The 18,658-nt window shown below is 70.0% G+C and carries 19 protein-coding genes; 9 read left to right on the forward strand and 10 right to left on the reverse strand.

All coding sequences use genetic code 11. The features are described 5' to 3' along the window. Positions 1-195: 195 nt before the first annotated feature. Genes J2853_RS04950 through ureA form a run of 3 tightly spaced genes read right to left on the reverse strand, consistent with a single transcriptional unit; the run spans position 196 to position 3,677 of the window. Complete coding sequence (locus J2853_RS04950; protein WP_307568603.1) at positions 196-1,182, reverse strand: agmatine deiminase family protein; 987 nt, start codon at positions 1,180-1,182, stop codon at positions 196-198. Between the two features lie 60 nt (positions 1,183-1,242). Next, positions 1,243-2,892 (reverse strand): urease subunit alpha, encoded by a 1,650-nt coding sequence (locus J2853_RS04955; protein ID WP_307555403.1) that lies wholly within the window; start codon positions 2,890-2,892, stop codon positions 1,243-1,245. Next, a complete protein-coding gene (gene ureA, locus J2853_RS04960; RefSeq protein WP_307555405.1) occupies positions 2,889-3,677 on the reverse strand; it encodes an urease subunit gamma in 789 nt (262 codons plus the stop codon). Before ureA ends, J2853_RS04955 begins: the two co-directional genes overlap by 4 nt. Before the next feature lie 66 nt (positions 3,678-3,743). On the opposite strand from ureA, the gene J2853_RS04965 reads away from it, so the two are divergent. Next, entirely contained in the window at positions 3,744-4,337 is a 594-nt protein-coding gene (locus J2853_RS04965; RefSeq protein WP_307555407.1) for a TetR/AcrR family transcriptional regulator, read from the forward strand. A 39-nt stretch (positions 4,338-4,376) separates the two neighbouring features. Here the strand turns inward: J2853_RS04965 and J2853_RS04970 are convergent, their stop codons facing one another. The 3 genes from J2853_RS04970 to J2853_RS04980 all read right to left on the reverse strand — a co-directional run bounded on the left by J2853_RS04970 (position 4,377) and on the right by J2853_RS04980 (position 6,614). Beyond that, positions 4,377-5,228 (reverse strand): glycerophosphodiester phosphodiesterase, encoded by an 852-nt coding sequence (locus J2853_RS04970; RefSeq protein ID WP_307555409.1) that lies wholly within the window; start codon positions 5,226-5,228, stop codon positions 4,377-4,379. Between the two features lie 159 nt (positions 5,229-5,387). After that, positions 5,388-5,957, reverse strand: coding sequence for a YceI family protein (locus tag J2853_RS04975; protein WP_307555411.1), 570 nt, complete (start codon positions 5,955-5,957; stop codon positions 5,388-5,390). 66 nt (positions 5,958-6,023) lie between these two features. Continuing rightward, positions 6,024-6,614, reverse strand: coding sequence for a TetR/AcrR family transcriptional regulator (locus J2853_RS04980; RefSeq protein WP_307555413.1), 591 nt, complete (start codon positions 6,612-6,614; stop codon positions 6,024-6,026). Between the two features lie 78 nt (positions 6,615-6,692). On the opposite strand from J2853_RS04980, the gene J2853_RS04985 reads away from it, so the two are divergent. Continuing rightward, positions 6,693-7,109 carry a VOC family protein gene (locus J2853_RS04985; RefSeq protein WP_307555415.1) on the forward strand — a complete coding sequence of 139 codons (417 nt, stop codon included), beginning with the start codon at positions 6,693-6,695 and terminating at the stop codon, positions 7,107-7,109. Between the two features lie 59 nt (positions 7,110-7,168). Here the strand turns inward: J2853_RS04985 and J2853_RS04990 are convergent, their stop codons facing one another. After that, positions 7,169-8,131, reverse strand: coding sequence for an NADP-dependent oxidoreductase (locus tag J2853_RS04990; protein WP_307568604.1), 963 nt, complete (start codon positions 8,129-8,131; stop codon positions 7,169-7,171). A 159-nt stretch (positions 8,132-8,290) separates the two neighbouring features. On the opposite strand from J2853_RS04990, the gene J2853_RS04995 reads away from it, so the two are divergent. The 3 genes from J2853_RS04995 to J2853_RS05005 all read left to right on the forward strand — a co-directional run bounded on the left by J2853_RS04995 (position 8,291) and on the right by J2853_RS05005 (position 10,925). Further along, complete coding sequence (locus tag J2853_RS04995) at positions 8,291-8,932, forward strand: class I SAM-dependent methyltransferase (protein ID WP_307555417.1); 642 nt, start codon at positions 8,291-8,293, stop codon at positions 8,930-8,932. A gap of 12 nt (positions 8,933-8,944) precedes the next feature. After that, positions 8,945-9,877 carry a Ppx/GppA family phosphatase gene (locus tag J2853_RS05000; protein WP_307555418.1) on the forward strand — a complete coding sequence of 311 codons (933 nt, stop codon included), beginning with the start codon at positions 8,945-8,947 and terminating at the stop codon, positions 9,875-9,877. Between the two features lie 289 nt (positions 9,878-10,166). Then, entirely contained in the window at positions 10,167-10,925 is a 759-nt protein-coding gene (locus tag J2853_RS05005) for a DUF1206 domain-containing protein (protein ID WP_307555420.1), read from the forward strand. Positions 10,926-10,965: 40 nt separating this feature from the next. Here J2853_RS05005 and J2853_RS05010 read toward each other — a convergent pair whose 3' ends face one another. Further along, positions 10,966-12,159 carry an RNA-guided endonuclease InsQ/TnpB family protein gene (locus tag J2853_RS05010; RefSeq protein WP_307555422.1) on the reverse strand — a complete coding sequence of 398 codons (1,194 nt, stop codon included), beginning with the start codon at positions 12,157-12,159 and terminating at the stop codon, positions 10,966-10,968. A 279-nt stretch (positions 12,160-12,438) separates the two neighbouring features. Here J2853_RS05010 and J2853_RS05015 point away from each other — a divergent pair, with 279 nt between their 5' ends. Next, the gene (locus J2853_RS05015) at positions 12,439-12,876 is read left to right on the forward strand and encodes an ATP-binding protein (protein ID WP_307555423.1); all 438 of its coding nucleotides are present in this window, start codon (positions 12,439-12,441) and stop codon (positions 12,874-12,876) included. A gap of 82 nt (positions 12,877-12,958) precedes the next feature. Here J2853_RS05015 and J2853_RS05020 read toward each other — a convergent pair whose 3' ends face one another. Beyond that, the gene (locus tag J2853_RS05020; RefSeq protein ID WP_307555424.1) at positions 12,959-13,936 is read right to left on the reverse strand and encodes a helix-turn-helix transcriptional regulator; all 978 of its coding nucleotides are present in this window, start codon (positions 13,934-13,936) and stop codon (positions 12,959-12,961) included. Between the two features lie 117 nt (positions 13,937-14,053). Here J2853_RS05020 and J2853_RS05025 point away from each other — a divergent pair, with 117 nt between their 5' ends. From J2853_RS05025 to J2853_RS05035, 3 genes are all read left to right on the forward strand, one after another. Then, entirely contained in the window at positions 14,054-15,670 is a 1,617-nt protein-coding gene (locus J2853_RS05025) for a peptide ABC transporter substrate-binding protein (protein ID WP_307555426.1), read from the forward strand. Between the two features lie 65 nt (positions 15,671-15,735). Further along, positions 15,736-16,659, forward strand: a complete 924-nt coding sequence (locus J2853_RS05030) for an ABC transporter permease (protein ID WP_307555427.1) — start codon at positions 15,736-15,738, stop codon at positions 16,657-16,659. Beyond that, positions 16,652-17,542, forward strand: a complete 891-nt coding sequence (locus J2853_RS05035) for an ABC transporter permease (protein WP_307555429.1) — start codon at positions 16,652-16,654, stop codon at positions 17,540-17,542. The genes J2853_RS05030 and J2853_RS05035 overlap by 8 nt, the downstream gene beginning before the upstream one ends. Before the next feature lie 22 nt (positions 17,543-17,564). Here J2853_RS05035 and J2853_RS05040 read toward each other — a convergent pair whose 3' ends face one another. Beyond that, positions 17,565-18,596 (reverse strand): CPBP family intramembrane glutamic endopeptidase, encoded by a 1,032-nt coding sequence (locus tag J2853_RS05040; RefSeq protein ID WP_307555431.1) that lies wholly within the window; start codon positions 18,594-18,596, stop codon positions 17,565-17,567. Positions 18,597-18,658 lie beyond the last annotated feature (62 nt).

Consider the following 18,658-nt stretch of genomic DNA (forward strand, 5'->3'; position numbering starts at 1 on the left):
GGGCTGGCGGTGCCACTGAGTGCAACGGTGCCGGGCTTGTGAACAATGACTCGCTTCATTGAGGACCTCTCTCGTTAATAAGAACAATTTGCAAGTATTCGCAACAATTGCCCCGATTGACAAGTTTTATTTTTATCGTGGCCGGATCCGGACAAACTATGGACAAATCGCTTTGTTTCGGCAGGCCGCAGTAAGTTACGGATGGGGCTGCTGCTGGGTGATGCAATGGATGCCACCGCCGAGGGCGAAGATGCCACGGGCGTCCACCGATTCGACGGCCCGCCCGGGGAAGAGCCTGGTGAAGATCTCGGCCGTCGCGGCGTCGCGCGGGTCGTCGAAGGAGCAGAGCAGGACGAGACCGTTGGCCAGGTAGTGGTTGATGTAGGAGTAGTCGACGAGCTCTCCGCCGGCCTCCCGCGTCTCCGGGGCCATCAGCTCCACGACCTCCAGGGAGCGGCCCCGCGCGTCGGTGGACGACCGCAGGATCGCCAGGTTCTCCCGGGTGACCTCGTGGTCCGGATGGGCCGGATCGGGCTGGACGTGGCAGAGCACCAGGCCGGGACGGGCGAAGGAGGCGAGCAGGTCGACGTGGCCGCTCGTGCCGTACCTGCCGTAGTCGGCGGTGAGGCCGCGCGGCAACCAGATGATCTTCTCCGCGCCGATCCGCGCGCGCAGCTCGGTCTCGACCCGCTCCCTGGTCCAGCCGGGGTTGCGCTTCTCCCCGAGCTGGACGGTCTCGGTGACGATGACCGTGCCCTCGCCGTCCACGTGGATGCCGCCGCCCTCGTTGACCATCGCGGAGCGGAACCTGGTCGCCCCCGCCCGTTCCAGGACCGCCGCGGCGACCAGGTCGTCCTTGGCGTACGGGTGCCGGCCCCACCCGTTGAAGGTCCAGTCGACCCCCGCCAGCGCGCCCCGGCCGTCCACCAGGAAGGTCGGGCCGTTGTCCCGCATCCAGCAGTCGTCCAGCGGCTGCTCCACCGGTTCGACCCCGGGAGACAGCCATCGGGCGGCCGAGTCGCGCTCGCTCGGGTCGACCAGCATGGTGACCGGCTCGTAGCGGACGATCGTGTTGGCCACGTCGGACCAGGCGCGATAGGAGGCCTCAGGGTCGGCCAGCGCGTAACCGGCGACCGGCCAGGACATCCAGGTACGGGTGTGGGGATGCCACTCCGGCGGCATGAAGAACACGTTGGTGATCCTTTGAAGGGTGGGCGAGGTCCGGACGGTGGGGGGGAGGGCTCAAAGGAAGTACAGGCGGTTGAGCGAGACCGATTCGGCGGGACCCGAGTGGACGGGGTCGCCGTCGAGCGTGACCTGGCCGAGCGCGTCCACCTGGACGGACCCGAGCCGCGAGTTGCGCACCATGTCCGCCGGGCCGATGCCCCGGGTCCCGCGCACGCCGACGCGGCGCCGGCGGGTCGTCATGTGGTCGTCGCCCGCGGCCGCGGCGGCCCCGCTGACGAAGGCTACCGACAGATCGGCGGGGGTCGCGCCGTACGCGCCGAGCTGCGGGCCCAGCACCAGCGGCTCGCAGGTGTCGGTGGAGGCGTTGGGATCACCCGTCACACCGTAGGCGGGGAACCCGGCCTTCAGCACCAGTTGCGGCTTGGCGCCGAAGTGGTCCGGCCGCCACAGCACGATGTCGGCCAGTTTGCCCGGCTCCAGCGAGCCGACCTCGTGGGACAGGCCGTGCGCGATCGCGGGATTGACGGTCAGCTTGGCCAGGTAGCGCAGCACCCGTTCGTTGTCGTGGCCCTCGGGCGCGCCCCGCTCGCCCTTCATCTTCCCGGCCATCGCGAACGTACGGCGGACCGTCTCGCCCGCCCGGCCCATGCCCTGCGCGTCGGAGGAGGTGATGCCGATGACCCCGAGATCGTGCAGCACGTCCTCGGCGCCCATCGTGCCCGCCCGGATCCGGTCCGCGGCCAGCGCGGCGTCCCCCGGCAGGCCGGGATCGAGGCCGTGCACCGAGACGATCATCCCGTGGTGCTCGGCGACGGCGTCCCGGCCGAAGGGCAGCGTCGGGTTGGTGGAGGAGCCGATGACGTTGGCCACGCCGGCCAGCCTGAGCACGTCCGGCACGTGCCCGCCGCCGCAGCCTTCGATGTGGAAGGCGTGGATCGTCCTGCCCCCGAGGACCGCGAGGGTGTCCTCCACCGACAGGCACTCGTTCAGGCCGTCGGTGTGCAGCGCGACCTGCACGTCGTGCTCCTCGGCCACCCGCAGCGCGGTGTCCAGCGCGCGGGTGTGCGCGCCCATGTCCTCGTGCACCTTGAAGCCGCTCGCACCGCCCTCGACGAGCGCCTCGACCAGGGGCGCCGGATGGGACGACGAGCCTCGTGCCAGGAACCCGATGTTCACCGGCCAGGCGTCGAAGGCGTTGAACGCGTGCCGCAGCGCCCACGGCGAGTTCACCCCGACGCCCCAGACCGGCCCGAACTCCTGGCCGATGATCGTGGTGACGCCGGAGGCCAGGGACGCCTCCATGATGCGCGGGCTGAGCAGGTGAACGTGGGTGTCGATCGCTCCCGCCGTGGCGATGAGCCCCTCGCCGGACACGATCGTCGTCCCGGTGCCGACCACCACGTCCACGCCGTTCAGCGTGTCGGGGTTTCCCGCTCGCCCGACGGCGTGGATGCGTCCCTCGCGGATCCCGATCGACGCGGTCCGCACCCCCAGGATCGGATCGAGGATCAGCGCGTTGCTGATCACCAGGTCGCAGGTGTCTCTGACGGAGGCGGCCTTCAGATGCAGGCCGTCCCTGGCGGTCTTGCCGAACCCGGCGAGGAACTCCTCTCCCGGCCTCTGGGAGTCGTGCTCGACCTCGACCACCAGGCCGGAGTCGCCGAGCCTGACCCGATCCCCCCGGCGCGGCCCGTGAACGCTCACCGCTCACCCGCCGGGTCGTCGCCGGCGGGCCCGGCCGCCGCCGGGTCGTCGGCACTCGCGGTCCGGGCCGCCGGCTCGCTTCCCAGGTAGCCGCAGGCCCGGGCCTTCTCCATGGCCCGTTCGAAGGCGCCCGGCGCGTCCAGCGGGCCGTCGACCAGGCCGGCGAACCCGATCGCCACCCGCGCCCCGCCGATCGGGACCAGCCGGGCGACGCGACTCTCGCCCGGATCGAAGCGCAGGGTGGAACCCGCGGGAACGGCCAGGCGGCGCCCGTAGCCCAGGGCCCGGTCGAAGAGCAGCCGGGGGTTCGTCTCGAAGAAGTGGAAGTGCGAGGTGACGCTGATCGGCACGGTCGCCGTGTTGCGCACCTTCACCTCGATCGTGTCCTCCTCCGCCGCGAGCCGCGTCGCCCGCTCCCGCTCCCGATCCGCGGGCCGCGTCGTCTCGATCACCGCGCCGGGGGCCAGGTCTCCGAGCGATCCGCCGCCGAACGGCTCGGTGACGATCGCCAGCCGGGTGCCGTCGTCGAAGACCGCCTCGACCATCACCTCGGTGACGATGTCGGCCACCCCGGGCAGCACGTCGCCGGGGCCGAGCACGCTCCGGCCCGCCGCGATCGCCTCGGCCAGCCTGGCCCCGTCGCGGGCGGCCTCGCAGACCGTGTCGGCGATCAGGGCGGTGGCCTCCGGCACGTTCAGGCGCAGTCCCCGCGCGCTCCGGGCGCGGGCCAGCTCGGCCGCGGTGAACAGCAGCAGCCGGTCGCGCTCCGTAGGTGTCAGCCGCATGGACACCCCCCTTTTAGAACGATTTTCAAAGTTAGAGTAGCATTCTAAACGGGTACGGTATGGGGCATGACGGTGAAGCTGGAGCGCCCCGACGTGCGAGCCCACGTGCTGCGGGCGGCGCTGCTGGCGATCGACGAGGTGGGGCCCGACCGGCTGCGCGTGCGCGACATCGCCGAACGGGCCGGGATGAGCAGCGGTCATGTCATGTACTACTTCGGCAAGCGCGACCGGATCCTCGTCTCGACGCTGCTGCTCAGCGAGGACGAGCTGGCCGAGCGCCGGACCGCCGAGCTCGCGGCCGTGGCCGACCCGCGCGAGGCGGTCGGCCGCCTGGTGGAGCTGTACCTGCCCACCGGCGCGGGCGACGTCCGCTGGCGGCTGTGGGCCCAGGTCGTCGCCCGCCCGCCGCAGGACGAGGAGACGCTGGCCAGGATCGCCGGGTTCGTCGGCACCTGGGTGCGGGAGCTGGCCCGCATCGTGGCCCAGGGGGTGGGGGAGGGAGCGTTCCGGCCGGTGGACGATCCGGAGGACCACGCGCTGCGAATGTGCCGGATCATGGACAGCCTCGCGCACGACGTGCTCCTCGGGCTGCCCGGCTGCGACTCCGGATGGGCTCGCGAGCAGGCGATGCGGGCGATCCGGCGGGAGCTGCTGCCCTGACCGGCCGTCACCGCTCCCGCCCGGAGCGGTGACGGCCGGTCAGGCGGCGCGCTGCCTCAAGGCTGAGGTGATCTTGCGCAGCACGTCGGGTTTGTTGGTGATGATGCCGTCCACCCCGTAGGAGATCAGGCGGCGCATGATCTCCGGGGCGTCCACGGTCCAGGTGAAGATCTTCATGTGAAGCTCGTGGACGCGCTGGACGTACTCCGGGGTGAGATCGTTGTAGGGCGGGTTGACGTGGTCGGCGAATTCCGCGAGTTCCGGGAGTTCCGCGGTCGTCGGCGTGCCGAGCAGGCCGATCGGAACCTGGGGCAGGTCCTGGTGGAACGTTCGCATCGAGTCCCAGTCGAACGACTGCACGGTGAGTCGGCCGGGACGCAGCCACGAGGGGTTGCGCCGTAGTTCGTCGGCGATACGGGCCTCGACGCCCGGGTAGAGTTGCGGCGCCTTGACCTCCAGGAGCAGGCCGAGCGGGCTCGCGCTCATCGCGCGCAGCGCCTCTTGGAAGGTGGGCACCCGCTCACCTTTGTACTCCGGGGAGAACCACGAGCCCGCGTCCAGTTTCCGGATTTCCGCCAGCGTGAGGTCACCGACCCTCCAGGGGGCGCGACCGGGGAAGACCCCCTCGACGTCGGTGGTGCGGGCCAGCGTCGTGTCGTGCATCAGGACCAGCTTGTGGTCCTTCGTCTCCTGGACGTCGAGCTCGAACACGTCGGCGCGCTGTTCCCGCGCCAGATTGAAGGCCGCGACGGTGTTCTCCGGCGCGTACGCGGAGGCGCCACGGTGGGCGACGTTGGTGATCGACGGCGGCGGTGCGGCGACCGCCGTGGAGGCGAACACCGTCAGGGCCGCCAGCGTGGTCGTGATGATGAGGCCGAGTCGTCGGAACATTGGTCTCCTCTGTTTCGGGAGGGGGCCTATGGTTCGAACTTGACAGCCGCTCATGACGACGAGTTGATAGGAGAGTATCCCGTTGATGTCAGGCAGATGAGCAATCGACCCGTGCGCGGCGGGGCGTGTCCCGCCTCGGCAGGACGCCCGGGCCGCGCGCTACGCGGAGGGCGACGGTGACTTCGGGGTGAGATCGAGGTCGAACCGCACCTCGACCTCGTCGCCGAGCTTGAGCGCGCCGAAGAACGCCGAGTAGGGCTGGATCCCCCAGTGGGTCTGCACGATGGACGCCGAGCCGCGCGCATGGCCCTCGGCCAGCGAGCCCCGCAGCGTGACGGGCCGGGTGACGCCGACGATGGTGAGATCGCCTTCGACGCGGAACGCCTCCGCGGTCCCGTCGACCCGGGCCGACCGGAACGTGATCGTCGGATGGCGCTCGGTGTGAAGGACCTTCCTCCGGAGGTTCTTCTCGATCTCTTCGCGGTCGGAGCCGGTGAGCGGCCTGATGCCGCCGGTTCCCTCACGAACCTCGAAGGAGCCGGCGTCGACGTCGACGGTCACCGAGGATCCGGCCGGGTCGGCGAGATCGACCGTGGCCTCGCCGTGCCAGCGGGTGGCCTCGATGGTGAGGTCGTGACCGGCCTTCGCGCCCAGCCCGCTACGGGTCGTGTGGACGAGGAGCCGGCCGGACCCCGGTCCCAGTGTGTGCCTGCCGGAGGTGATGCTCACCGTTCCAGGCTAACCCCGCTCGTGGTGGCGCGCCGTCGGCCCGTGCGAAGCCGGCGCGCGGCGGACTCATCCGGCGCGCAGCGCCTCCAGCATCCGGGACAGGGCGGCCCGGGCGTCGTCCAGGTCCCCGGGGTTCGCCGATCCCGCCAGCCACAGTGCCGCCTCGTTCATCGCGCCCGACAGCAGGTGGGTCAGCGGCGCGACCGGCTGCGGGGCGATCGTCCCCTCCTCGATCAGGGCGGTGAGCGCCTCGGCCAGGTGGCGGGCCGAGGCGGCCTCGTCCAGCGCGCGCCACTCGTTCCAGCCCAGTACGGCGGGGCCGTCGACGAGCATGATCTGCTGGACGTCCGGGTCGGTGCCGGCGGTGAGGAACGCCTGGCAGCCGGCGGTGAACCGCGTCCACGAATCGTCGTGGGCATCGGCGGTCGCGGCCACCGTCCGGGCGACCTGCTGCTGCACCTCCTCCAGCACGGCGCGGAACAGGGCCGCCTTGCTCTCGAAGTGGTGGTAGAGAGCGCCCTTGGTGACCCCCGCGGCGCGGACGATCTCCGACAGGCCCACCGCGCCGTAGCCCAGGCTCGCGAACAGGCGCCTGCCCTCGCGCAGGAGGGCCTGCCGGGTCTGCTCCCTCTGCCGGGCCCTGCCGTCCTTCGGCATCGTGCTCCCGTCCTTTGACATACCGGTGGTACGTCAATACATTACCTTCACATACCGACGGTATGTGAAGGAGTTCGCATGAAACTGACCAGCTTCTATCCGGTTGTCTGCACCTCAAAGCTTCAGGAGTCCCGAGACTTCTACACCGGGCTGCTGGGGTTCGAGCCGACGTTCGAGGCCGACTGGTACGTGAGCCTGCGGCGGCCGGGGACGCCGCAGTACGAGCTCGCCCTGCTCGACTACAGCCACCCGACGCTGCCCGAGGCGTACCGCACTCCCGTGCGGGGACTGCTGCTCAACCTCGAGGTGGAGGACGTGGACGCGGAGTGGGAGCGGCTCGTCGTCCGCGAGGGGCTGCGGGCCGAACTGGAGCTGCGCAGCGAGGACTTCGGGCAGCGGCACTTCATCGTGGCCGATCCCAACGGGGTCCTGATCGACGTGATCACACCCATCGAGCCCACCTCGGCGTACGCCGAGCAGTACGTCAATCCCTGACGCCCGGCCCCGCCCCGGTCACCTCCGTGCCGGGAACGCGGAGGTGACCGGCGCCCCGATCACCTCGTAGGGGAGGAGACCCGCAGGACGAGCTTTCCCCTGGTGCGGCCCTCGGCGAGCCGTTCGTGGGCCTTGGCGGCCTCCTCAAGCGGGAGCACCTCCTCGACCCCGACGGCGAGCCGCCCGTCGTCGACCATCCGGGCGAGGTGGGTCAGCGCGGCGCCGTCGGGCTCCACCAGGAAGGGCTCGGCGCGAAGGCCCCGGGCCTCGGCGTCGCGCAGCAGGTCGGGGGAGGCGCCGGAGGGCACCGGGACGAGCAGCCCACCGGGGCGGAGGACGTCGAGGGAGCGGGTGCTCGTCGCGTCGTGCCCGTCGCCCACCAGGTCGATGACCACGTCCACGTCGCGCACCGCGTCCTCGAAGCGGGTGGTGGTGTAGTCGACGAGCTCGTCGGCCCCCAGTTCGCGCAGCCAGGCGTGCTTGGCGGCGCGGGCGGTGCCGATCACGTGCGCGCCGAGGTGCTTGGCCAGCTGGACGGCGAAGTGCCCGACGCCGCCCGCGGCGGCGTGGATGAGGACGCGCTGGCCGGGCTGGACGTCCGCGGCGTCCACCAGGCTCTGCCAGGCGGTCAGCACGGCCAGCGGCATGGCGGCGGCCTCGTCGTGTCCCAGGGAGCGCGGCTTGCGGGCGAACTGCCGGGAGGGGGCGGTCACGAACTCGGCGTAGGCACCGGCCTGCCGGGGGAACCACGGCATGCCGTACACCTCGTCTCCCGCCTTGAGGGTGTGCACCCCGAAACCGACCTCCTCGACGACGCCGGAGACGTCCCAGCCGAGGATGAAGGGCGGATCCCCCAGAACCCCGGCCATGCCCGAGCCCGACCTGGTCTTGACGTCCACCGGGTTCACTCCCGCGGAGACGACTCGTACCAGCACCTCGGTGGGCAGCGGCTCCGGGCGCTCGACCTGGACCAGGCGAAGCACCTCCGGCCCGCCGAAGGTGTCCTGGCTGATCGCACGCATGAGGGTCACGAGATCTCTCCTTGGAAGCGGCCGGTCGCGGATCGACGACACCGATGACGCTATCTTTCACCACCCGGTGGAAGCCGGATCCCGGGGTCGTGGGTGAGTCGGCCCGGACCTCGGTGCCGGAGTGGCCGGGCGGGGTGGGATTCTGGTGCGATGAGTGAGTCGAGGAGCCGCTGGGCGGACATCGCGGGAGACGACGCGGGGGAGCGGTACGCGGCGCGGTTCGCCGAGCTCGCCGAGTCGGGGGCGGACATGCACGGCGAGGCGCGGCTGTGCGCGGAGCTGCTGCCGCCGGGCGCGCGGGTGCTGGACGCCGGGTGCGGCACCGGGCGGGTGGCGATCCGGCTGGCCGAGCTGGGATACGACTGCGTGGGCGTCGATCTCGACGAGTCCATGCTGGAGGTCGCCAGGCGGGCCGCGCCGGATCTGACCTGGATCCTGGCCGACCTGAGTGACCTGTCCGCCCTGGTGGGCGCCGGCTCCTTCGACATGGTCGTCGCCGCGGGCAATGTCATCCCCCTGCTCGCCCCGGAGACCGAGGCGCGGGCCGTCGCCGGGCTCGCGGCGCTGCTGCGGCCGGGCGGACTGCTGGTGAGCGGGTTCGGGCTGGACGCGGCGCACCTTCCGCTCGCCTCCGCCACGGTCGCGCTGGCGGACTACGACGCCTGGTGCCGGGCGTCCGGGCTGGCCCTGGAGCGACGCCTGGCGACCTGGGACGGCGCCGCCTACGACGGCGGCGGTTACGCGGTCAGCGTTCATCGCCGTACCCCGGGCGGACAGGCCATCGGAGAGTAGTAACTTCATCCCATGCGACTGGGCGTTCTCGACATTGGTTCAAACACGGTTCATCTGCTGGTGATGGACGCGCATCGTGGGGCTCGGCCGCTGCCCGCGTACTCGCACAAGGTCGACCTGCGGCTCGCCGAGCACATGGAGGACGGCAACCGCCTCTCCGAGCGGGGGGCGACGCGGTTGCGGGAGTTCGTCGAGGAGGCGCTGCGGCTCGCCGAGGACAAGGGCGTCGAGGATCTCATGGCCTTCGCGACCTCGGCGGTCCGGGAGGCCGTCAACGGCGAGGAGGTGCTCGCGCAGATCAAGGCCGACACGCAGGTGGACATCCAGGTCCTGTCGGGCCAGGACGAGGCGAGGCTGACGTTCCTGGCCGTGCGGAGATGGTTCGGGTGGTCGTCCGGGCGGCTGCTGGTGCTGGACATCGGCGGGGGGTCGCTGGAGATCGCGTCGGGGATGGACGAGCAGCCCGACGTGGCGGTGTCGTTGCCGCTGGGGGCCGGCCGGCTCACCCGCGACTGTTTCAGCGCCGACCCGCCCCCGGCCGACGAGGCGCGGGCGCTGCGCAGGCACGTGCGGGCGGAGATCGCCCGCTCGGTGGGGAACGTGGCGCGGTACGGCCAGGCCGATCACGCGGTGGCGACGTCGAAGACGTTCAGGCAGCTCGCGAGGATCGCCGGGGCAGCCCCCTCGCATGAGGGGCCGTACGTCCGCCGGGTGCTCAGGCACGCCGATCTGATCGGATGGACCGACCGGCTGGCCAAGATGGGGGTGCGGGAGCGGGCGGGGCTGCCCGGAGTGTCGGAGGGACGGGCGCCGCAGCTGCCGGCCGGAGCGATAGTCGCCGACGCCACGATGGACCTGTTCGGGGTCGCACAGCTGGAGGTGTGCCCGTGGGCGCTGCGGGAGGGCGTCATCCTGCGGCGGCTGGACGCGATGCCCGAGAACTGATGGCCGTTCGAGAAATCGACCGATATATATAAGTTGAATAACGCCTTAAACGGGCAAACAGCACTTAAATACCTTATGTCTGAAATGTTCCTTATGTCGGAAAGTTGTCCAGGGTTCGAAAGCCGGACGATGCCCCGGAACGAGGCGGCATGGGAAGAGCGGCCATCGCCCGCGCACCGGGCGATGACGGCGCACCGAGGTTTACCTGCCCATTAGGCGGTAAGAGCGCATTGTTATGAACAGCGCTCAGGTGGAAGGCGCCGCGCGCAGAGCGGCGAACAGTCAGACATTGGACAGGCTTGCCAGACTCGGCATGGGGTGCCGCGGTGTCCTCTACGGGCTGATCGGGTTCCTGGCCCTGCAGATCGCCTTCGGCGGCGGGAGCGGCGGCAAGGAGGCCGACAAGACCGGCGCGATCGAGATGGTGGCCGAGCAGCCGTTCGGCACCGTGCTGCTCTGGCTGATGGTCGTCGGCTTCATCGCGCTGACCCTCTGGCAGTTGTCGGAGGCGATCATCGGCCGAGGTCAGACCAAGGACAGGGTCGAGTCGGCGTCACGCGCGGTGGTCTACGGGCTGATCGTGGCCGCGCTGCTCGGCATGCTGCTGAGCGGCGACTCGGGCGGCTCGACCGACGAGCAGTCGAAGGACCTCACCGGCAAGCTCATGGACCTGCCCGCCGGGCAGTTCCTCGTGGGCCTGATCGGGCTCGGGCTGATCGCCCTGGGGGCCTACTGGATTCACAAGGGCTGGAAGAAGAAGTTCCTCCAGGACCTGCGCACCGGTGAGATGCCGCCGAAGGCGCGTCAGCTCGCCGAGAAGCTGGGCATGGCCGGTTACCTCGCCCGCGGTGTGATCGCCGCGGTCGCCGGTGTCTTCGTCGTCCAGGCGGCGATCACCTACGACCCCGACAAGGCCAAGGGCATCGACTCGACACTGCGCTCGCTGGCCGACACCCCGGCCGGGCCGTGGCTGCTCGGGGTCGTCGCGATCGGCCTGCTGCTGTTCGCGGTCTACTGTTTCTTCGAGGCCCGCTGGCACCGGGTTTGACATCCTCCTCTGCCTTTCAGGCAGAGGATTCCAACGGCACCTACCCCACCAGGAGAAGGTCGCGTTGAGGTTCGCGGTTCACCGGCCCGCCCAACGGCGGGCCTCCCCGCGCAGCCACCGCGTGCCCCGCGGCGGTATCTCGGAGGTTCTTCGCCGCGTTGACGTCGGCGTGGTCCCGATGCCCGCACGCCACGCACGAGAAGAGCGCTTGGCTCTTGCGACTCTCCCGGGCGAGGTGCTTGCAGGCGTTACAGGTCTGCGACGTATACCGCGGATCAATCTTCCACAGGCGGCCCGGGGCCTTGTGCTCCAGCCGGGTCGCCAGATGGCCCCAGCCGTTGGCCAGAATGCCCCGGTTCAATCCCGCCTTCTGGCGCACGTTCCGGCCCGGCGCCGTGATGCTGCCTTTCGCCGACCGGGTCATCGCGGAGATCTTCAGGTCCTCGATGCCGATCACGTCGAAGCGGCGGGCCAGATCGGTGCTGGTCTGCTCCACCCACTCCTTGCGCCGATCACCCTCCCGGGCCTTCAACCGGGCGATGGCGGCCTTGACCTTGGCGCGGCGCTTGGACCCGGGCTTGGCCCTTGCCAGGGCGCGCTGCAACCGCAGCAGCCGCTTCTTCTGCCCTGGACTTAAGGTGGGAACGGTCAGCGGCTCACCGGTGGACAACGCGGCCGACACCACGACGCCCCGATCCACGCCGACGGCCGCACCGGTCCCCGGGGCGGGAATCGGCTCAGGGATGATCGCGAACGCCACGTGCCAGCGGCCCGCCGCATCCCGGGTGACGCGAAACGACTTGGCTTCCCCCATGGGGCGGGACCAGCGGAACCGTACCCATCCCACTTTGGGGATGCGCACCTGGCCGACTTTGCGCGACAGGCGGCGCACGTCACCTGGTTTGACCGCGACGATCCGAAACCCCTCGCTTCGACCGCGCCGACGCCACCTCGGCCGCCGGTGGGTTTGGCCGAAGAAGTTCGCCATGGCCTGGTGGAAGTCCTTCAGCGCCTGCTGCTGAACGATGATCGACCCGGCCGCCAGCCACTCGCAGGCGGCGCGGGCCTCGGTGAGTTGGCGGCACTGCTCGGCGAATCTGGGCGTCGGCGCGCGTCCGGGCCGCCAGTGGGCGTGCTGTTCCACGGCCAGGTTCCACACATACCGGGCGTGCCCGCAGTGCTCCAGCAGCGCCGCCTGCTGGGCGGGTGAGGGGTGCAGCCGGTAGCGGGACACATCGAGCAACCTACCGATTCCCACCGACAGAAATCGGGAGACCACTATGGGTGACCGTTCTGCGTTTCCTTCCCGCCTTGAAGGACGGGACCTCCACGCTGCAGGTGCTCAGTGACAGGTGTGACCGCATGGGGCGACAGGTGCGAGCACGCAGGTGAAGGCCCTTCTGGCAAGCTCGACCTGTCTATCCGGTAAGTGATCGAACTCCTACTTTTCTGAGACATCTACCTTCTGGGGCTCCGCGTCTTCCAAAGGCGTGAACAGTATCGGAGGGGACGTATGGACTCGTCGGAGTATGACGGAAGCGAATGGGTTATCCGCTTGGAGGGTTCCCCCGACCAGGTGGCGAGGGCCCGCCGCCTGGTCTCGATGTCCCTGGGGCGGGATCACCCTCTTCATGACGACTGTGTCCTGCTCACCAGCGAGATCGCCACGAACGCGGTGATCCACTCCCGGTCGGGGGACGGCGGGGCGTTCACCGTCACGGTCGCCTACTCGGCTGAGGGGGTGCGGGTCTGCGTCCAGGACGAGGGCTCGTCGGCCGCCCCCTGCGTGTGCCGCGAGTCGGCCGACGGGACGGGGGGCCGCGGCCTGCCCCTGCTGGAGGCGCTGGCGCATCGCTGGGGCCTGGTCAGGGAGGCGGGCTCCAACAAGGTCTGGTTCGAGCTCGTGATGGAGCTGGCCACCGTACGCAAGACGCTGGCCGGCGTCGGTTGAACACCGTCCGCTCCGGCTCGTCGTTCGCCGGCCGGCCGAACCCGCCGGGCACCGGCCGCCGGACCTCGGACGAGCGACCGGATCAGATGAGCAGCCGGCACAGACCTTCGGCGAGGGCCTTGGTGGTGAGCCGGGTCCGGCTCTCGCAGCCGAGCTTGGCGAAGATGTGCTCCAGGTGCGTGGTGACCGTACGGACGCTCAGCACCAGTGCCGCCGCGATCTGCGGGTTGGAGTCGCCGAGCGCGACATGGGTGATCACATCGATCTCCCTGGTGGTCAGCTCGTACGGCAGGGCGCACGGGCGTTCGGCGATCACCGCGCCCTGGAGGGCGCCGTGCGGTCCCACGCCGGCGCGCAGCAGCCGCACCTCGTGCCACAGTCCGGTCCCGTCCTGCCAGAGCCCGCGCCGGTTGAGCTCGCGGGAGTCGATGAACTCCCTGGCCAGCTCCGCCATGGCCGGCTCGGTGGCGACGGCCTCCGAGGGCTGGACGCCTGCGATGTCCCTGCGGGTGCCGCCGCGGTCGAAGGCCACCACGCGGAACCCCGGCGGCAGGCCGCCGGGGTCGATCAGGCAGCGGCTCAGGTCGGTGACGTGGGCCAGGGTGGGAGAGACCGCGCTGATCAGCGTGCCCGCCTGGCCCGCGAAGGCCTCGGGGTCGCGGGCGTTCAGATGGAGCAGGCCGGTGTAGCGGCCCTCGGCCAGGAACAGGGGAGTGGTCAGCCCGGCCCGCCAGCCGTACGGCTCCAGATGGCGCCGGAAGTAGAGCTCGGTGCCGGGAGTGCCCATGACCAGCGGCTCACGCGTGTCCATGGCCCGGCGATAGGGGTCGAGCCGGACGTACTCCTCGGCGGCGTCCCCGTCGACCCGTGCGTAGCCGTCCGAGAGCAGGCTGCGGTGCCGCTCGGTCGCCGGGTCGTAGGCGACGAACTCGTAGGCCTCCAACGCGATGATCTCGCGTAACGCGCGCATCGCGCCGTGCGTGCCACTACGCCCGGCGATGTGAAAACCCACCTCGGTGAACGCGTGGAGGTGGCGCGGGCTCAGGGTGATCTGGTCCATGGACTCCTCCATGACCAGCGTGCCGCAAACCTTCGGCGGAGGGAATACGTAAACTCTCCGATGTCACGGGTTATCGGCATCTTTACCCTCTCCGGCAACACCCCCCGGGAGGAACACGTGACGGTCTTGACGAGAACACGAGGACTCGCCGTCCTGGTGGCGACGGTGCTCGTGGTGAGTGCGTGCGGCGGATCAGAGACGCCGGCGGCTCAGGGCGGGCAGCAGGGCGCCAAGGAGTTCTCGGTCGCGCTGACCGAACCGGACCACCTGACCCCCGGAAACACCTCCAGCAGCTACTCGATCACCGTTCTGCAGGCGCTGTTCGACCTCCCCGTCGTCATCGACGCGAAGGGACAGCCGCAGATGCGGGCCGCCGAGTCGGTGACCAGCGAGGACCAGAAGGTCTGGACGATCAAGATCAAGCCGGGGCAGAAGTTCCACAACGGCGAGCCGGTGACCGCCGAGAGCTTCGCCGACGCGTGGAACGCCGCGGCCTACGGTCCCAACGCGTGGACCAACAACTACTACTTCGAGAACGTCGAGGGCTACGACGCGCTGAACCCGGAGGCCCCCGAGGGCTCCGAGGAGGCCCCCAAGCCCACCGTCGACAAGCTGAGCGGGCTCAAGGTCGTGGACCCCAACACCCTTCAGGTGACGCTGACCGCGCCGTTCAGCCAATTCCCGATCACACTGGCCTACACCGGGTTCGCCCCGATGCCCAAGGCGGCCTTCGCCGACCTGGCGGCCTACGACGTCAAGCCGATCGGCAACGGCCCGTTCGCCCTGGACGGCGAGTGGGTGCGCAACCGGCAGATCAAGGTGAAGAGGTTCGAGGGCTACACCGGGCCTCGCCCCGCCAAGTCCGACTCGATCAACTTCAAGATCTATGAGAGCCGCGACACCGCCTACGTGGACCTGCGGGCCGGCAAGGTGGACCTGATCCAGACGATCCCGCCGGCGAGCGTGTCCGAGGCCAAGACACTGCTCGGCGACAGGTTCGTGGCCACGCCCAGCGGGACCATGGACTACCTGGGCTTCCCGGTCTACGACAAGCGCTTCGCCAGCGCCGACCTGCGCAAGGCCATCTCGATGGCCATCGACCGGCAGGCGATCGTGGACGCCGTGTTCAACGGCACCTTCAAGCCGATGAGCTCGCTGGTGGCGCCGCTGGTACCGGGCTACCGGGAGGGCGCCTGCGGCGAGGCCTGCGTCTACGACGTGGCCAAGGCCAAGGCGTTGTTCGAGGCGGCCGGCGGGTTCAGCGGCACGATGAACCTCTACTTCTCCAACGCCGACCCCAGCTACGAGCAGTGGATGACCGCGGTGGCCAACCAGCTCAAGGACAACCTCGGCATCGCCGACATCCAGTTCCGCAAGGTCCCGGCGGCCGACTACCTGTCCACGCTCCGCGCCCACAAGCAGGACGGGCCGTACCGCAACAACTGGGTGATGGACTACCCGAGCCCGCAGAACTACCTGCAGTCGATGTGGGGCGAGGGCAACCGGATGGGCTGGGAGAGCAAGAAGTTCAACGACCTGATCAGCCAGGCCAACTCCGCGGCCGGCATGGAGGCCAGCATCCCGCTCTACCAGCAGGCCGAGGACGTGGCGCTGCGCGAGATGCCGATGGCCCCGCTGTGGAACTGGCAGGACCAGGGCGGATACTCCGACAGGATCACCGGCGTCCAGATCGACGCCTACAGCCCGAACCTCGACCTGATCACGGTGAAGTAGTTGATCCACGAGGCACTCACGACCCCGGGGCGTCCCGCCCCGGGGTCTGCCGGTGAGGCGGGATCGTGAGATACGCGATCCAGCGGCTGGCCCAGGCCGTCCCGGTCTTCTTCGCCACCACGTTCCTGATCTACGCGATGGTCTTCGCCCTGCCCGGCGATCCGATCGTCGCCCTGGCCGGGGACAAGCCCCTGCCCGACGAGGTCCTCCACACGCTCCGGGAGCGCTACCACCTCAACGACCCGCTGATCGTCCAGTACGGCCTCTACATGCTGAACGCCGTCCAGGGCGACCTGGGGCAGACCTTCACCGGGCAGCCGGTGAGCGAGCTCCTCCAGGGCCGGTGGGCGGTGACCGCACAGCTCGCCGTCACCGCCTGGATCTTCGAGCTCGTGGTCGGTATCGGCCTCGGCGTGATCGCGGGACTGCGCCGGGGCGGGATCGCCGACACGGCGGTGCTGGCCGGGACCACGTTCGTCATCGCCGTCCCGGTCTTCGTCGTCGGCTACACCGCGCAGATCCTGCTGGGACTGAACCTCTCGCTGTTCCCGACCGCGGGAGTGGACGAGGGGTGGCCGGTCAGCTACCTGCTGCCCGGCATGGTGCTCGGCTCGTTCGGCCTGGCCTACGTGGCGAGGCTGACCCGCACCAGCCTGATCGAGAACATCCGGGCCGACTACGTCCGTACGGCGCGCGCCAAGGGACTGCGCCGAAGACGGGTGATCGGCAGGCACGCGCTGCGCAACTCACTGATCCCCGTGGTCACCTTCCTCGGCGTGGACTTCGGCAACCTGATGGCCGGAGCGGTCGTCACCGAGGGCATCTTCAACCTGCCGGGCATCGGCCAGCAGGTCTTCCAGTCCATCCAGCTCCAGGAGGGTCCCGTCGTCGTCGGCATCGTCACCATGCTCGTGATGGTCTTCATCGTGGTCAACCTGCTCGTCGACCTCCTGTACGGCGTGCTCGACCCGAGGATCCGCCGTGCTTGAGGCCCAGATCGCGGAGACCGGGGCGGACCGGATGAAGCCGGGATCGCTCTGGTACGACGCCTGGCTGGAACTGCGCGGCCGGGTGATCTTCTGGCTCTCGGCGGTGATCCTCGTGATCGCCGTCGCGATGGCCCTCTTTCCCGGCCTGTTCACGGGCTTCGGCCCGAACGAGGGCTGCAACCTGCGCATGTCGAAGAAGGGTCCCGCCGACGCGGCCGTGTTCGGCTACGACCTGCAGGGGTGCGAGTACTGGTCGCAGATCGTGCACGGCACCCGCGCCTCCGTCATGATCGGTATAGCGGTGACGGCCTTCGCGCTGCTCATCTCGATCGTGCTCGGCCTGCTCGCCGGTTACTACGGCGGCGTGCTGGACGCCCTCATCTCCCGGCTCACCGACGTGTTCTTCGGCATTCCCTTCGTCCTGGGCGCGACCGTCCTCCTGGTCGCCTTCCCCGACCACGGCATCTGGGCGATGACCCTGGTGCTGGTCGTGCTGGGCTGGACCACGATGACCCGTCTCATGCGCGCCCAGGTGATCGCGGTCCGCGACATGGACTTCGTGGCCGCCGCCCGGATGCTCGGCGCGGGCGACCGGCGGATCATGTTCAAGCACATCCTGCCCAACGCGATCGCCCCGGTCTTCGTGGTGGCCATGCTCAACGTGGGCAACGTCATCGCCGGTGAGGCGACCCTCGACTACCTGGGCGTGGGCCTGCAGTATCCCGAGGTCTCCTGGGGCCTGCAGCTCAACACGGCCCAGGTGTTCTTCGCCGAGCACCCCCACCTGCTCGTCTTCCCGTCGCTGTTCCTCACCGCGACGGTGCTCAGCTTCCTGCTGCTGGGCGACGTCGTCCGCGACGCCCTGGACCCCAAACTCCGCTGATCCCGCCTTCCGGGGACGCCGGTCACGAGAGGACCGGCGGCCCGGAAGGCGCAGGCCGGGGGGAGAGCGTCGCGATCCCCCGCCTCCTGGCCAGGATCACCACCGCGATCCCGAAGACGCCGAGCTGCACCACCGTGCCGGCCATGTCCTGCCAGGGCACGGACCCCTGGCTCAGCGCGTCGTCCAGATCTCCGGCCGCGCCGCTGAAACCGAACGCCAGCGCGTTGTTGATCACGTGCAGGCCGATGGCGGCCTCCAGGCCGCCGGTGCGCACGGCCAGCCAGCCCATCAGCACGCCGAAGGTGAAGACGTCCAGGATGCCCCAGTCGGTGTACCCGTGCATCGCGGTGAACCCGGCCGCGCCCAGCAGGATGCCCGGCCAGGGGCTGGTGAAGAACGCGCCGAAGGCCTGGAGCAGCCAGCCCCGGAAGATGTACTCCTCGGCGGCGGCCTGGAAGGGCACCAGCAGCAGGGTGACGACCAGGGCGGGCAGGAAGAGGCCCCAGCCCGCCCAGTCGAACAGGGTGCCGTAGTCCTTCCCGGTGGCGGCGTAGGTGGCGGCGGTCGCGACCTGGCCCAGAACCGCGGCGCAGACCGCCACCCCCGTGCACAGGGCCATCCAGCGCCACCGCAGGCGTCCGAGGACCGAGGAGAGCGTGCCGGGCGGCCGCCGCTGGATCCACACCGCCACGCCGTACACGACGGGGAGCACGGCGGCGATCGAGAGCAGGTTGATCGCCAGGTCGATCAGCGGGTCGGCGAACATCTGATCGCCGGCGCCGCTCATCTCGGCGCCCGCGATCATGCCGATCACCCCGCCGCCGACGATGACCGCGGTCCCGACCGCCACGAACCCCACGGCGACCAGGACCGTGCCCAGCACGGGCCGCCACCAGGCGTGCAGGGGGGTGCGGCCCATCAGGTCGTAACGGCTGCCGGGCGGGGCGGGCACGATCTGCGGCGCGGGCCGCGGCGGGGGCGGGAAGTGGCGCGGAGACGAGCCGACCGGCTCGTGGGGCATCACCGCGGGCTGGGAGTCCTGTGGGTCTCGCATGGCCCTCATTCTGTTTCACAGTCGGGCATCGGTGTGACGCGGTTTTTGAATACCGGCCGTGC

This window comes from Streptosporangium lutulentum (genome assembly GCF_030811455.1).
Lineage (GTDB): Bacteria > Actinomycetota > Actinomycetes > Streptosporangiales > Streptosporangiaceae > Streptosporangium > Streptosporangium lutulentum.

Excerpts from the sequence above, each read along its gene's own strand:
- J2853_RS05020 (WP_307555424.1), bottom strand. The coding sequence starts at position 13,936 with ATGGACCAGATCACCCTGAGCCCGCGCCACCTCCACGCGTTCACCGAG.
- J2853_RS05015 (WP_307555423.1), top strand. The coding sequence starts at position 12,439 with ATGGACTCGTCGGAGTATGACGGAAGCGAATGGGTTATCCGCTTGGAG.
- J2853_RS04995 (WP_307555417.1), top strand. The coding sequence starts at position 8,291 with ATGAGTGAGTCGAGGAGCCGCTGGGCGGACATCGCGGGAGACGACGCG.
- J2853_RS04990 (WP_307568604.1), bottom strand. The coding sequence starts at position 8,131 with ATGCGTGCGATCAGCCAGGACACCTTCGGCGGGCCGGAGGTGCTTCGC.
- ureA (WP_307555405.1), bottom strand. The coding sequence starts at position 3,677 with ATGCGGCTGACACCTACGGAGCGCGACCGGCTGCTGCTGTTCACCGCG.
- J2853_RS04970 (WP_307555409.1), bottom strand. The coding sequence starts at position 5,228 with ATGTTCCGACGACTCGGCCTCATCATCACGACCACGCTGGCGGCCCTG.
- J2853_RS04985 (WP_307555415.1), top strand. The coding sequence starts at position 6,693 with ATGAAACTGACCAGCTTCTATCCGGTTGTCTGCACCTCAAAGCTTCAG.
- J2853_RS05040 (WP_307555431.1), bottom strand. The coding sequence starts at position 18,596 with ATGCGAGACCCACAGGACTCCCAGCCCGCGGTGATGCCCCACGAGCCG.
- J2853_RS05000 (WP_307555418.1), top strand. The coding sequence starts at position 8,945 with ATGCGACTGGGCGTTCTCGACATTGGTTCAAACACGGTTCATCTGCTG.
- J2853_RS04980 (WP_307555413.1), bottom strand. The coding sequence starts at position 6,614 with ATGCCGAAGGACGGCAGGGCCCGGCAGAGGGAGCAGACCCGGCAGGCC.
- J2853_RS04950 (WP_307568603.1), bottom strand. The coding sequence starts at position 1,182 with ATGCCGCCGGAGTGGCATCCCCACACCCGTACCTGGATGTCCTGGCCG.
- J2853_RS04965 (WP_307555407.1), top strand. The coding sequence starts at position 3,744 with ATGACGGTGAAGCTGGAGCGCCCCGACGTGCGAGCCCACGTGCTGCGG.